The 12,906-nt window shown below is 54.6% G+C and carries 11 protein-coding genes; 3 read left to right on the top strand and 8 right to left on the bottom strand.

Annotation, left to right across the window (positions count from 1 at the left end; genetic code table 11):
- Window positions 1–89: 89 nt before the first annotated feature.
- The 4 genes from UC15_RS07515 to yieE form a co-directional block, all read right to left on the bottom strand.
- The gene (locus tag UC15_RS07515; protein WP_112287859.1) at window positions 90–926 is read right to left on the bottom strand and encodes an ABC transporter ATP-binding protein; all 837 of its coding nucleotides are present in this window, start codon (window positions 924–926) and stop codon (window positions 90–92) included.
- Window positions 926–2,008, bottom strand: coding sequence for an iron ABC transporter permease (locus UC15_RS07510; RefSeq protein ID WP_112287858.1), 1,083 nt, complete (start codon window positions 2,006–2,008; stop codon window positions 926–928). Before UC15_RS07510 ends, UC15_RS07515 begins: the two co-directional genes overlap by 1 nt.
- Before the next feature lie 243 nt (window positions 2,009–2,251).
- The gene (locus UC15_RS07505) at window positions 2,252–3,727 is read right to left on the bottom strand and encodes an amino acid permease (protein WP_112287857.1); all 1,476 of its coding nucleotides are present in this window, start codon (window positions 3,725–3,727) and stop codon (window positions 2,252–2,254) included.
- Between the two features lie 131 nt (window positions 3,728–3,858).
- A complete protein-coding gene (yieE, locus tag UC15_RS07500) occupies window positions 3,859–4,731 on the bottom strand; it encodes a DNA-binding transcriptional regulator YeiE (protein WP_112287856.1) in 873 nt (290 codons plus the stop codon).
- A gap of 190 nt (window positions 4,732–4,921) precedes the next feature.
- Here yieE and UC15_RS07495 point away from each other — a divergent pair, with 190 nt between their 5' ends.
- Both UC15_RS07495 and nfo read left to right on the top strand, forming a co-directional pair.
- Window positions 4,922–6,034, top strand: coding sequence for a YeiH family protein (locus tag UC15_RS07495; RefSeq protein ID WP_232829838.1), 1,113 nt, complete (start codon window positions 4,922–4,924; stop codon window positions 6,032–6,034).
- 89 nt (window positions 6,035–6,123) lie between these two features.
- Window positions 6,124–6,990 (top strand): deoxyribonuclease IV, encoded by an 867-nt coding sequence (gene nfo, locus UC15_RS07490; RefSeq protein WP_112287855.1) that lies wholly within the window; start codon window positions 6,124–6,126, stop codon window positions 6,988–6,990.
- Window positions 6,991–7,070: 80 nt separating this feature from the next.
- On the opposite strand, the gene fruA is transcribed toward nfo, so the two are convergent.
- The 3 genes from fruA to fruB are packed head-to-tail and all read right to left on the bottom strand — an operon-like array spanning window position 7,071 to window position 10,849.
- Window positions 7,071–8,771: a PTS fructose transporter subunit IIBC gene (gene fruA / locus UC15_RS07485; protein ID WP_112287854.1), complete on the bottom strand. Its 1,701-nt coding sequence runs from the start codon at window positions 8,769–8,771 to the stop codon at window positions 7,071–7,073.
- A gap of 15 nt (window positions 8,772–8,786) precedes the next feature.
- On the bottom strand, window positions 8,787–9,722 hold the full coding sequence (gene fruK / locus UC15_RS07480) for a 1-phosphofructokinase (RefSeq protein WP_056778537.1): 936 nt from the start codon (window positions 9,720–9,722) through the stop codon (window positions 8,787–8,789).
- The gene (gene fruB, locus UC15_RS07475) at window positions 9,719–10,849 is read right to left on the bottom strand and encodes a fused PTS fructose transporter subunit IIA/HPr protein (RefSeq protein ID WP_112287853.1); all 1,131 of its coding nucleotides are present in this window, start codon (window positions 10,847–10,849) and stop codon (window positions 9,719–9,721) included. Before fruB ends, fruK begins: the two co-directional genes overlap by 4 nt.
- A gap of 492 nt (window positions 10,850–11,341) precedes the next feature.
- Between fruB and UC15_RS07470 the strand changes: the two genes are divergently transcribed.
- On the top strand, window positions 11,342–12,556 hold the full coding sequence (locus tag UC15_RS07470; RefSeq protein ID WP_112287852.1) for a sugar efflux transporter: 1,215 nt from the start codon (window positions 11,342–11,344) through the stop codon (window positions 12,554–12,556).
- Here the strand turns inward: UC15_RS07470 and UC15_RS07465 are convergent.
- Entirely contained in the window at window positions 12,553–12,807 is a 255-nt protein-coding gene (locus UC15_RS07465) for a YkgJ family cysteine cluster protein (protein ID WP_112287851.1), read from the bottom strand. The two genes, UC15_RS07470 and UC15_RS07465, sit on opposite strands and share 4 nt — an antisense overlap.
- Between the last annotated feature and the right edge of the window lie 99 nt (window positions 12,808–12,906).

Raw genomic sequence — 12,906 nt, 5'->3', positions numbered from 1 at the left:
TAATACCCCACCCCGGCCCTCCCCTTCGCAGGGGAGGGAGCGGATCGGTGAACGCCTGAGTAATGTCTGCCTTTTATCAGGACATAACATTAAATCTCCGGATCCCCCACTAATCCATCAATCAATATCTGCGGTGTCCCCTGCGAGCAGCGTTCAATCCGCCCGCGGACGCCGTAAACACGCGCCAGACTGTCGGCGGTGATCACGTCTTCCGGTTCGCCATCGGCTATCAGATTACCGTCTTTAAGCATCAGCACGCGGTCGCCATGGCGCAGCGCGATATTGATGTCATGCACAACTACCACGGTGACGATATTGCGTTTCTGCGTCTCTTTGCGTACCAGATCCATGACGTGGAACTGATAGTTAAGATCAAGCGCGCTGAGCGGTTCGTCGAGCAGCAGTAAGGAAGGCTGGCGGATCAGGGATTGCGCCAGACCGACCAGCTGTTTCTGACCGCCGGAAAGCTGATCAAGATAACTCAGCGCCAGATGCTCGATACCCAGCTGACGCAACAACGTCATCACTTTATCGGTGCCTTCCGAGACTTTGCCCTTCCCGCCAGACGCACGCTGCGCCACGATGATGGACTCCAGCACATGCAGATGCACACCCGCAGGCAGCGTTTGTGGCAGGTAAACAACCTGCTCCGCACGGCGCGCAAAAGGCATCGGCATTAAATCGTGCCCGTCGAGAAACAACTGCCCTTCCGCGCGGTTAAGTCCGGCGAGGGAACGCAGCAACGTCGATTTTCCGCTGCCGTTTGGCCCGAGCAGCACGGTGATTTTTCCACGCGGCAGCATCGGGACATTGAGATGGCGGATCACGTGGCGCTTCGGATAGCCCGCGTTGAAATCGCGGATTTGCAGCCCCTGCGTGGCGGCATTCAGTAAATCTTGTGGCTGCGTTTCTGGCATTGCGGACATCAGACGTTCCCCCGGTGACGAAGAATAATACTCAGGAAGAACGGCACGCCGACCAGCGAGGTGACGATCCCCACCGGAATAATGACGCCCGGCACCAGATTTTTTGAGGCCACCGATGCCATTGAAAGCACCAGGGCACCAATCAGCGCACTGGCTGGCAAGTAGAAACGGTGGTCTTCACCAAACATAAGACGGGCGATGTGTGGCGCGACCAGACCGATAAATCCAATCGGGCCGACAAATGCGACTGCCAGCGCGGAAAGAATACTGATACGCAGCAAGGTGCCGAGACGCAAACGGCGCACGTCGATACCAAAACTCACCGCGCGATCTTCCCCCAGACGCAGCGCCGTCAGCTTCCACGCGCTCATCATCGACCATGGCAGCAGAACCAGGAATGCCAGCAGCATCACGCCCAGTTTCACCCATGACGCACGCGCCAGACTGCCCATTGTCCAGAAAACCAGTCCCTGTAAGGTATCTTCGGTGGCGATAAACTGCATCAGAGAAACCAGTGCGTTGAAGGTAAACACCAGCGCGATACCGAACAGCACTACGCCGGAACTGGCGACACGCGTCCAGCGCGTGATGCCATCCAGCATCAGCGCGGCCAGTAAGGCAAAAATAAAGGCGTTAGCAGAGATAAACCACTGGTCGGGAATGCCCGGAATACCGATACCCAGCACAATCGCCAGCGCTGCGCCAAACGCCGCCGCAGAAGAAACACCGAGTGTGAACGGACTGGCGAGCGGGTTGTTGAGGATAGTCTGCATTTCCGCACCGGCAAGACCGAGCGACATGCCGACTGCCACCGCCATCAGCGCATACGGCAAACGGATATCCCAGACAATCACGCGCGTACCCGGATCGGCTGCCGCCGCATCAAACAGGGTTTTCCACAGCGTACCGAGCGACAACCCCGACGGCCCCATAATGAAATCAATCACCAGCGAGACGACGATCGCCAGCACCAGGACCAGCATGATTAACAGACGGCGGCGTACGATATTCTGGTATCGCCCCATCACGCCGTCCGGGGCGTTGCCTTTCACCGCCAGGGCGGGTTCGGTTGTTGCACTCATTTTCGCTTCAATCTCATTAAGTTAAAAACTTATGGCGGGAACAGACGTTGTGCTGTTCCCAAAGAATGGGAACAAATGATAATAATTATCAATGTGTTTTGCAAAACCTATCAGACTAAGACGTTAAACGCAGCGGTAACAAAGCATGATGCTGTCCGTTTTGTTTTGCTGAATTGCAGACGTAAAAAAGCGGAGCCTGAGCCCCGCTTTTCAACGATATGGATATTTCAAAATCCCAGCCGGTTACTTATCGACGTGATCCGGGAATTCCATTTCGCTGTATTTCACCACTTTGGTGCCTTTGGTCAGCTTGTAGCCGAACCAGATAATCAGGAACAGCGGCAGGCCGATGTAAGTCGCGGCCACGCCGTACCAGTCAATGGTGTCTTTCAGGAATGCCTGATAGTTCTGCCCCAGCGTAATAATCAGACACAGCACAAAGGCAAACACCGGACCGAACGGGAAGAAGCCCGAAAGGTATGGCAGTTTTTTCAAGTCTCGCCCCTGTGACACATAACCACGACGGAAGCGGTAATGGCTGATAGCAATGCCGAGCCAGGCAATAAAGCCGGTCATACCGGACGTGTTCAGCAGCCACAGGTAAACGGTCTGATTACCAAACATTGAGCTCAGGAAGCACAGCGCAGCCACAATCGTGGTGGCATACAGCGCGTTACGCGGTACACCGCCTTTCGACAGTTTGGCGAAAATACGCGGTGCTTTGCCTTCGCTTGCCAGCGTAAACAGCATACGGGTAGACGCGTACATCCCTGAGTTACCGGCAGACAGCACGGCGGTCAGGATAACCGCATTCATCACCGCCGCCGCTGACAGCAGACCGGCATTACGGAACACCAGCGTGAACGGGCTGACCGAAATATCGCCGACTTCGTTACGCAGCAGGTTCGGATCGGTATAAGGAATGATCAGGCTGATGACCAGAATCGCCAGAATATAGAACAGCAGGATACGCCAGAATACCTGACGAACCGCACGCGGGATGTTTTTGGCCGGGTTTTCGGATTCACCTGCCGCGACGCCAATCAGTTCGGTGCCCTGGAAGGAGAAGCCGACGATCATCGCCACGCCTATCATCGACGCAAAGCCGCCTGCAAACGGCGCATCACCGATAGCCCAGTTATGCCAGCCAGCCGTTTCGCCGCCGCGCATAATTCCGGTGATCATCAGTACGCCCACGGCGATAAAGATGATGACAGTGACCACTTTGATCAGCGAGAACCAGTATTCCGCTTCGCCGAAACCGCGAACAGAAATGTAGTTGAGGAGGAAAATCAGGCCGAGGAACAAGGCGCTCCAGATCCAGCCCGGCGTGTCCGGGAACCAGTAGTTCATCACCAGCTGTGAGGCAACCAGGTCAACCGCGATGGTGACTGCCCAGTTGTACCAGTAGTTCCAGCCCAGTGCGAAACCGAAGCCTTCTTCTACATAGCGGGAACCGTAGGTGGAGAATGAGCCGGAAACGGGCATGAACGCCGCCAGTTCACCGAGGCTGGTCATCAGGAAGTACACCATGATGCCGATTAATGCGTATGAGAGCAGCGCGCCACCCGGGCCTGCCTGTGAAACTGTCGCACCGGATGCAACGAATAATCCCGTACCAATTGAACCGCCGATGGCGATCATCGTTAAGTGACGTGCCTTCAGCTCGCGACGCAGTGTGGGAGCCACCTGCGCATTTTTTGTAGGTTGTTGAGCCATTTTTTCCCTATATCCGCTCGTCATGTGGAAATTTAAGCGCGGATTGTAGCAAAACCTGCCGCTCTGAATAGCAGGAACGACCTGTTATAAGACACCTTCATAACAGGCCGTGGATCATTAGCGAAAGACCGTTATTGAACTTCGCGGCAGTAGGTTAAAAAACGCGATAACGCGCCGGAGATGTGTTTCTGACGATGATGTATAAGGTAAAGTTTGCGTACCAGCGGCGCGACCGGCAGGTGGATTTCCACCAGTGAGCCGCTGGCCAGCTGCTCAGCAATCACCCGCCGGGAGAGACAGCTAATGCCAATCCCATGGCGGACGGCGTGCTTGATGGCTTCAGAATTACCCAGTTCCATCACCAGATTGAAATCAGGTAATTGCGGTAACAACAAATGGTCGAGCACTTCGCGGGTACCCGAACCGCGTTCACGTAAGATCCACGGTTCACGCGCCAGTGATTCAAGCGAAACGACCTGCCCCGCCAGCGGATTTTCGGGGGCAACGAATACCACTAACTCATCGTCCAGCCAGGGCTGAGTGATAAGCTCGGGCATCTGACAGGGGCCTTCGATCAGCCCCAGATCGACACGAAAATCCGCCACCGCATTGATGACGTCGTTGGTATTGCCGACGTTCAGCTCAAGCGGCGTATGAGGAAAATCCAGCCGGTAATCAGCAATCATCCCCGGCAGCATATAGTTGCCAATGGTACTGCTGGCGCCAATGCGCAGCGAACCGTTGTCCTGATTAAACAGACGTTCGATTTCCCCCGCCTGTTCCAGCAATGCCAGGGCTTTCGGGTACAGCAGACGTCCGTGCTCATTAATCACCAGCCGCTTCCCGACACGATCAAATAACTGCACGCCGAGCTGCCCTTCGATATCGGCCAGCGCCGCACTGACTGCCGATTGTGATAATGAAAGCACAACCGACGCCTGAGTGGTCGAACCGCTTTTCAGCACCTCGGCGAAAACTTCAAGTTGTCGCAATGTTATGTGCATAAATGTCCCGCTGTTCTCATGCGCCTGACTGCACGCTTGTTCTTTTTAGTATAGACCCTTGGCTTGCAGGTCTCTTTTGAATGAAATCTTTATACCAGTTTTTCCGATAGGTTATAAAATTATAATCAATTTCATTTTTATATAAGCGCGGCGTAGCCTTATGTCATCACTCCTGAACGAGGAACGGACGATGACCCAATTTTCACTCAATAAAAGCGACGCGCTTAAACATGATGTTGACCAGCCTGCGCTGCAAAAACGTGGCGGATACAGCCGCCTGCTGCCGGGCCTGGCCCTGACCGGTGCCATTACCGGGCTGGCGGTCTGGCTGAGCAACTTCCCGTCGCTGAGCCATCTCGGTCTCAGCGCGCTGACGCTGGCGATTGTCATCGGCATGGTCGTCGGCAACACGGTTTATCCGGCCGCCAGGCCCTGGTGCGACAGCGGCGTTACGCTGGCAAAACAACGTCTGCTGCGTCTGGGGATTATCTTGTACGGTCTGCGTCTGACGTTCGCGCAAATCGCCGACGTCGGCGCAACCGGGATCCTCATCGATGCCCTGATGTTGTGCTCCACCTTCGCCCTTGCCTGCTGGCTGGGACAACGGGTATTTAAATTAGACCGTGATACGTCGATGCTGATCGGCGCGGGCAGCAGTATTTGTGGTGCTGCCGCTGTGATGGCGACCGAACCGGTGCTGGATGCCAAAGCAGAAAAAGTGACCGTCGCCGTCGCCACTGTGGTTATCTTCGGAACGGCGGCCATCTTCCTGTATCCATGGTTATGGCATCTGAATGAGCAATATCACTGGCTGAATTTTACCGCGTCACAGTTCGGGATTTATACCGGTTCGACGGTGCATGAAGTCGCGCAGGTGGTAGCGGCCGGTCAGGGTGTCAGCCCGGACGCTGAAAATGCAGCAGTAATCGCCAAAATGATCCGCGTGATGATGCTGGCACCCTTCCTGTTGCTGCTCTCTGGCTGGAAATCACGTAAAGAGGTTCAGCACGGCGGTCAGAACGGCGGTATGCGCAATATCACCATTCCGTGGTTCGCCCTGTTATTTATTCTGGTCGCGGCGTTCAACTCACTGGATATCCTGCCGCACAGCTGGATCCCCCCGCTGATTACGCTGGATACCGTGTTGCTGGCGATGGCGATGGCGGCGCTGGGTCTGACAACCCACATGAGCGCCCTGCGTCAGGCGGGTCTGAAACCGATGCTGCTGGCGGCAATACTGTTCATCTGGCTGATTGTCGGCGGTGCGGGTATCAACCAGCTGGTTCATCATCTTTTTGGCTGATGTTGCGGCTTTTAACATTCCGATGCTGCGCCTCCTTCACGGAGGCGCTATCATTCGTGAATAAACGCGATGAAAACTGAGGAGCAAAAATGAAGTTTGTGGGAGCACACGTCAGTGCAGCCGGTGGTGTCGATCAGGCGGTATTGCGCGCACATGAGCTGGAAGCCACGGCTTTTGCGCTTTTCACCAAGAATCAGCGTCAGTGGAAAGCCGCACCTTTGCCGGAGGATGTGATTGAAAAATTCAAACTGGCTTGTGAAAAATACGGCTACAAGAGCAACCAGATTTTACCGCACGACAGCTATCTGATTAATCTCGGACATCCGGTGACGGAAGCGCTGGAAAAATCCCGCGACGCTTTCCTTGATGAATTGCAGCGCTGTGAGCAGTTAGGTCTGTCGCTGCTGAATTTCCATCCGGGCAGCCATCTGATGCAAATCGAGGAAGATAAATGCCTTGAGCGGATTTCTGAATCCCTGAACATTGCGCTGGATAAAACCAAAGGCGTCACTGCCGTTATCGAAAATACCGCCGGTCAGGGCAGCAATCTCGGTTTCCGCTTTGAACATCTGGCGAAAATTATCGACGGCGTGGAAGACAAAAGCCGCGTCGGGGTCTGCATCGATACCTGTCACGCGTTTGCGGCCGGTTACGATTTGCGCACGGCAGAAGAATGCGAGAAAACGTTTAAACATTTCGAAGAAGTTGTGGGCTTTAAATACCTGCGCGGTATGCATCTGAACGATGCGAAAAGTGAATTCAACAGCCGCGTTGACCGTCACCACAGCCTCGGTGAAGGGAATATCGGCAATACCGTGTTCAGCTGGATGATGAAAGATGCCCGCTTCGACGGCATCCCGATGATCCTCGAAACCGTCAACCCTGATATCTGGAAGGATGAAATCGCCTGGCTGAAAGCACAACAGACAGCGGATAACGACGAAGCCGCCGCTTAATCATTAGTTGCTTTTGCGAAAGCAATAAAAAAGGCGCGACATGTGAATGTCGCGCCTTTCTGTTATTTACAGCCTGCTGATTATGCAGCGGCTTTCGCAGCTAACGCAGCATCTGAACGTTTCAGAATCGCGTAAGCACCACCGGCCAGAACGGTACCGGCGATAATTGCCACCAGATAACCCAGGATCGGAGTGATTGCACCCGGGATTAACAGCACGAACAGACCGCCGTGTGGCGCCATCAGTTGTGCATGGAAGGCCATTGACAGAGCACCGGTCAGTGCGCCACCTGCGATACAGCATGGCAGAACACGCATCGGGTCACGGGCTGCGAACGGAATGGCACCTTCAGTAATGAAGCACAGACCCAGCACCATGGCAGCCTTGCCGCCTTCGCGCTCGCCCTGCTCGAACTTCTTACTCGCCAGAATCGTTGCCAGCCCCATCGCCAGCGGTGGCACCATACCGGCAGCCATGATGGCAGCCATCGGGCCGTACACGGAAGAACTCAACAATGCCACGCCGAATGCGTAAGAGGCTTTGTTTACCGGGCCACCCATGTCGGTACACATCATCGCACCGAGGATCGCGCCGAGCAGAACCGCGTTCGCTGTACCCAGAGATTGCAACCAGTTAGTCAGACCAACCATGATTTTAGCGACCGGTGTACCGACGATGTAAATCATCACCAGACCGGTAATCAGGCTCGCGACCAATGGAATGATCAGGATAGGCTTCAGGGCTTCCATACTTTGCGGTAATTTCAGCTTGCCGCTGATGGCTTTCGCCACATAACCCGCCAGGAAACCGGCGATGATACCGCCAAGGAACCCTGCACCCGTGCTCACTGCCAGCATACCGCCGATAAGACCCGGCGTCAGACCCGGACGGTCAGCGATGGAGAAGGCAATGAAGCCCGCCAGCACAGGCACCATCAGAGCAAAGGCTGAACCACCACCGATTTGCATCAGCGCCGCAGCCAGCGTGCCTTTCACTTCAAAGGCTTTGATACCGAACACGAACGAAAGCGCGATACACAAACCGCCCGCCACAACCATTGGCAGCATGTAAGATACGCCGGTCAGCAGGTGACGATAAGGCCCGGTGCCGCCCGCTTCTTTTTTCTTCGCACCTGTTGCCGCGCCCTGAGATTTTGGCTCAAAGACTTCAGCTTCAACCAGCGCTTTATCCAGTTCCTGTTTGGTCTTTTTCAGTGCCAGACCGGTAGAAGTGCGGTACATCGGCTTACCGGCAAATTTAGCCAGATCCACTTCGATATCAGCCGCGACAATCACCAGATCGGCCGCTGCAACTTCTTCAGGCGTGATGGCATTGCCCGCACCCACGGAACCGCGGGTTTCGACTTTCACCCACCAGCCACGTTTTTTCGCTTCACTTTCAATGGCTTCAGCAGCCATAAAGGTATGTGCCACGCCGGTCGGACACGCAGTCACAGCAACAATGCGTTTTGGACCGCTGGCAGCCGGAGCTGCGACAGCAGTAGCCACCGGAGCAACATAAGGTGTGGCTTCGGTCAGCGCACGTTGCAGGAATGCCTGCGGATCACGTACAGCATCCGCCACATCACCGGTATAAATATTTTTGCCCGTCAGTGCGGCGTCGTTTGGCACAGTTTCACCGGCAACAATGACGACTTCAGCGTCAGCGGCCTGTTCAACCACCTGATGCCCTGCCTTCACAGCAGCGGCAGCAAGCAAATTTTTCGCCAGATGGCTGCGAGCCTGTCCGAGCGAACTGTCTATCATCAGCAGCGTTTTCATTCTGCCTCCTGCGGATTAAAAGGGTTTCAGGTCAACACGGGCCATCATCGCCGCAAGTTGCGGACGATCGGTGACACCGACATTACTCTGGCTGACAGCCAGCGCGGCAACAGCCGTTGCCAGTCGCAGCGTATGTTCACTGGATTCGCGCATCAGTAAGCCGTAGATCAGGCCACCGACCATGGAATCACCGGCACCCACGGTGCTGACTACTTCACAGGCTGGCGGTTTGGCAATCCACGCACCGGATGCGTTAACCCACAATGCCCCTTCTGCGCCCAGTGAAATCACCACGTGGGCAATTCCCTGATCACGCAAGGCATGCGCAGCTTCTACCACATCGCTCAGTTCCGGCAATTTACGGCCAGCCCAGATTTCCAGTTCGCGACGGTTTGGTTTGACCAGCCACGGTGCCGCTTTCAGACCGGCGACCAGTGCTTCACGGCTGCTGTCAAAGATGATGCACGGACATTGCGCACGCAGGCGTTTCATCCAGTCGGTGAACGCATCAGGATCAACGCCCGCTGGCAGGCTGCCACTGACGGCAACCATGTCAAACTGACCCAGCCAGGACAGAGAATCCGTCACGAAACGTTCCCAGTCGGCAGGAGTGACGTTGAAACCGGAGAAGTTGAAGTCGCTGACTTCGCCGTCTTTTTCGGTCAGTTTCACGTTGATGCGGGTACGGCCATTCACCACCTGGAAGCGGTTAGCAATACCCAGATCACTGAATAACAGCTGGAACCCGTCCTGATTTTCTTTACCGAGGAAACCACCCACGGTGACGTCGATGCCGAGATCTTTCAGCACTTTCGCTACGTTGATGCCTTTACCTGCGGCGTGCAGACCGGTGGTTTGCACCAGATTGACTTCACCGCGTTCGATTTCCGGCACATAGCCGACTAAATCGTACGCCGGGTTTAAGGTAATTGTGGCAACTCTGCGGCTCATGCGCCCTCCCCAAGACCTTCTGAAATAGCTTCACCGATGGTTTTCAGCGCCAGTTCCGCGTCTTCACCTTTAGCGGTGAAGCGCAGGTGATGACCTTTTTTCACGCCCAGCGCCACGACTTTCATCAGGCTGCGGCCGTTGGCAGGTTTACCGCTGCCATCAAGATTCGTCACTGTGATTTCGCTGCTGAACTGTTTGATCACGTTCACCAGTGCAGTACCCGGACGGGCATGCAAACCGTGTTCGTTACGGATAACGTATTCCGCCGTCAGCACGTTGGCTTGTTCTTCGACTTCGCTGGTCAGCAATGCCAGCACACCCACAGGATCTGCCGTCAGCAAGCGTTCAGCTTTATTCGCTATCAGCAAATCACTGAGGTAATTCAGAATATTGAGCGGCTGATCATCTGCGACGGAAATCGTCAGCAACAATGAGACTTTTTCGCCATCGAGATCAAAGGCCTGCTTCGCACGGCTTACCGTTGCTGCACTTTTCAGGTTGCCTTCGGTGCTGTCACTCAGCCAGATGCCCTGCCCGAGGTTCAGCGGCTTACGGCTGATAACGTCGCTGACAAAAGCAGTATCCACTGCGCCGATCTCTTTCAGACGACCCGCGTTCAGCGCCTGTAAAGTGATCAGGTTTTCAGCAGCCACATCGACCGCGATCAGCTGAGTATCAAACAGGAATTCAGCGGCATTCTTTTCGCCCATCAGCAGGCTGCGTAATTCTTCAGCTGAATCTGTTTTTGCCAGACGGTCGGCCACGCTGTCGTCGCTTAAGACGTGCGTCAGCTGACGCAGCAAACCGAGGTGTTCGTCAGAACGCGCTGCGATACCGATAACCACATACGCGGTCTGGCCTTCGCCCCACGTAATACCCTGCGGGAACTGGAAAACTTGCACGCCGGTATCGAGCACCAGATCACGGGTATCAGTAGTGCCGTGAGGAATAGCGATGCCGTTACCCAGATAAGTAGAGGTTTGCAGCTCACGCGCTAACATGCCGTCTACATAGCCTTCGCTGACGCGACCGGCCTGTGTCAGTGCTGCTGCAACCTGGCGAATTGCTTCCTGCTTGTCGCTGGCAGCCGCACCGAGATGAATATCTTGCTGTGACAGTTGGAACATAATTCTCCTCTCCTGCTGAAATTGAATCGTTTCAGCTTTACTGAGAAAAAAGGAGCGCCATCAGATTTCATGAGAATAGCTGACAACGCTGAAACGTTTCAGGAAGTCTTAATCGGGGCTGTTTTTAAATCAAGCTTTCCCTGATTTTGCGTGACAATTTTTTGATGCTACGCACAGTTTCCTTTCTAAACCCTTTCCGAAACAGATGATTTAACGTAAATGCTGAAGTCAGGCTGACGCGAAAAGCTGACGTAAGCTGAACCTCATTTGTGGTGACTATTTGGGTGGATATCAGAAACCTCGCCTGGTTGTTTTTGACACAAAGTGCGGTTTTATTATTCAGTATGGCAAATTCACTCCGGTTTACATTTTTGATGATCAAAACCTGTTTTTGTTTTTTTTAAACTGACGTAACATTCGCGCAAATTTCGTCCCCTTCCCGACTTCTGGTCCATATAACCCTGGTCCACATAACCCTGGTTCACATAACTCATGCGAATTTCTACAACGTCAGCCCGCCGTTTACCCGACATGACGTCAACCGCTTTTCTGATCATCGCTTTTCTGACCGGCATCGCCGGCGCTTTGCAAACGCCAACGCTGAGCCTGTTCCTGACATCTCAGGTTCACGTCAGTCCGTTCATGGTCGGGATTTTCTTCACCGGCAGCGCGGTGATCGGCATTTTCGTCAGTCAGTTGCTCGCGACGTGGTCGGATAAACGGGGCGACCGCAAAACGCTGATCCTGTATTGCTGCATTCTGGGGGCGCTGGCCTGTGTACTGTTCGCCTTCAACCGCAATTACTTCATCCTGCTGTTGATCGGCGTATTGCTATCGAGCTTCGGTTCAACCGCCAACCCGCAGATGTTTGCTCTGGCGCGTGAGCATTCTGAAAAGACTGGCCGTGAAGCCGTCATGTTCAGCTCTATTTTACGCGCCCAGGTTTCGCTGGCCTGGGTCGTCGGCCCGCCGCTGGCCTTCGCCCTGTCGATGGGCTTTGGTTTTACCTTCATGTACTGCGCTGCCGCGCTGGCGTTCCTGCTTTGCGGAGTGATGGTATATATGTTCCTGCCCTCCATGCCTAAAGCACACATCAAAACCACGGCGACGCTGGAAGCGCCCCGTCGCAACCGTCGGGACACGCTGATGCTTTTCATCGCGTGTTCACTGATGTGGGCAGCTAACAGTATTTATCTCATCAATATGCCGCTGTATGTGGTGCGTGAATTAGGTCTGCCGGAAAAACTGGCGGGCGTGCTGATGGGCAGTGCGGCGTGTCTGGAAATCCCGACCATGCTGATTGCCGGATATCTGGCTAAACAGCTTGGGAAACGCTTCCTGATGCGGTTTGCGGTAGTCGCAGGGGTGATTTTCTACGGCTGTCTGTTGTTTACCACCGGTGCCGCCATGCTGATTGCTTTACAGCTGCTGAACGCGATTTTCATCGGCATTCTGGCCGGGATCGGCATGCTGTATTTTCAGGATCTGATGCCGGGACAGGCCGGTGCGGCGACCACGCTGTTCACCAACTCCACCCGTGCGGGCTGGATCCTTGCCGGTTCTCTGGCGGGGGTGATTGCGCAGTTCTGGACATACCATGCTGTGTTTTATGCCGCACTGGCGATGGTGGTGGGTTCGGTGTTGTGTATCTGGAATGTGAAAAACGTCGATAAACCGGCAGAAGAAACGCCGGAAGCCCTCGTTTAAGGCGCGGTATCCGCTTCGAGCTTAATCAGATAAGTCAGCGCCTGGTCGCGATGGGTAAAACACATTTCGCGGCTGGCCTGTAAACTGGCGCACACTTTCGGGCGCAGCGGCGAGGTGAAAATCTTGCACATGAAATTATCAGCCAGTTGCACACAACGGGTATTCGCCGGTTTGCCGTCAGGCATTCCGGGTATCGGGCTGGAAATTGAAGGCGCTATGCAACAGGCTCCGCAATCGGTACGACAGTCCATCAACAGCCTCCTCAGGCCTCATTTTGAGGCGCGACAATAGCAGGCGGTGATATGCGCCACCAGCGAAATATTTACTATCCTTTAACAGGCTATACCGAA

It is taken from the genome of Rahnella sp. AN3-3W3 (assembly GCF_003263545.1).
GTDB classification, from domain to species: Bacteria; Pseudomonadota; Gammaproteobacteria; order Enterobacterales; family Enterobacteriaceae; genus Rahnella; species Rahnella variigena.
This window is presented reverse-complemented; position numbering and strand designations above follow the sequence as displayed.

Bases quoted from the DNA above. Each gene is read 5' to 3' on its own strand.
- fruK (WP_056778537.1), bottom strand. From the start codon at position 9,722: ATGAGCCGCAGAGTTGCCACAATTACCTTAAACCCGGCGTACGATTTA.
- fruB (WP_112287853.1), bottom strand. From the start codon at position 10,849: ATGTTCCAACTGTCACAGCAAGATATTCATCTCGGTGCGGCTGCCAGC.
- UC15_RS07465 (WP_112287851.1), bottom strand. From the start codon at position 12,807: ATGGACTGTCGTACCGATTGCGGAGCCTGTTGCATAGCGCCTTCAATT.
- UC15_RS07515 (WP_112287859.1), bottom strand. From the start codon at position 926: ATGTCCGCAATGCCAGAAACGCAGCCACAAGATTTACTGAATGCCGCC.
- nfo (WP_112287855.1), top strand. From the start codon at position 6,124: ATGAAGTTTGTGGGAGCACACGTCAGTGCAGCCGGTGGTGTCGATCAG.
- UC15_RS07470 (WP_112287852.1), top strand. From the start codon at position 11,342: ATGCGAATTTCTACAACGTCAGCCCGCCGTTTACCCGACATGACGTCA.
- UC15_RS07495 (WP_232829838.1), top strand. From the start codon at position 4,922: ATGACCCAATTTTCACTCAATAAAAGCGACGCGCTTAAACATGATGTT.
- UC15_RS07505 (WP_112287857.1), bottom strand. From the start codon at position 3,727: ATGGCTCAACAACCTACAAAAAATGCGCAGGTGGCTCCCACACTGCGT.
- UC15_RS07510 (WP_112287858.1), bottom strand. From the start codon at position 2,008: ATGAGTGCAACAACCGAACCCGCCCTGGCGGTGAAAGGCAACGCCCCG.
- fruA (WP_112287854.1), bottom strand. From the start codon at position 8,771: ATGAAAACGCTGCTGATGATAGACAGTTCGCTCGGACAGGCTCGCAGC.
- yieE (WP_112287856.1), bottom strand. From the start codon at position 4,731: ATGCACATAACATTGCGACAACTTGAAGTTTTCGCCGAGGTGCTGAAA.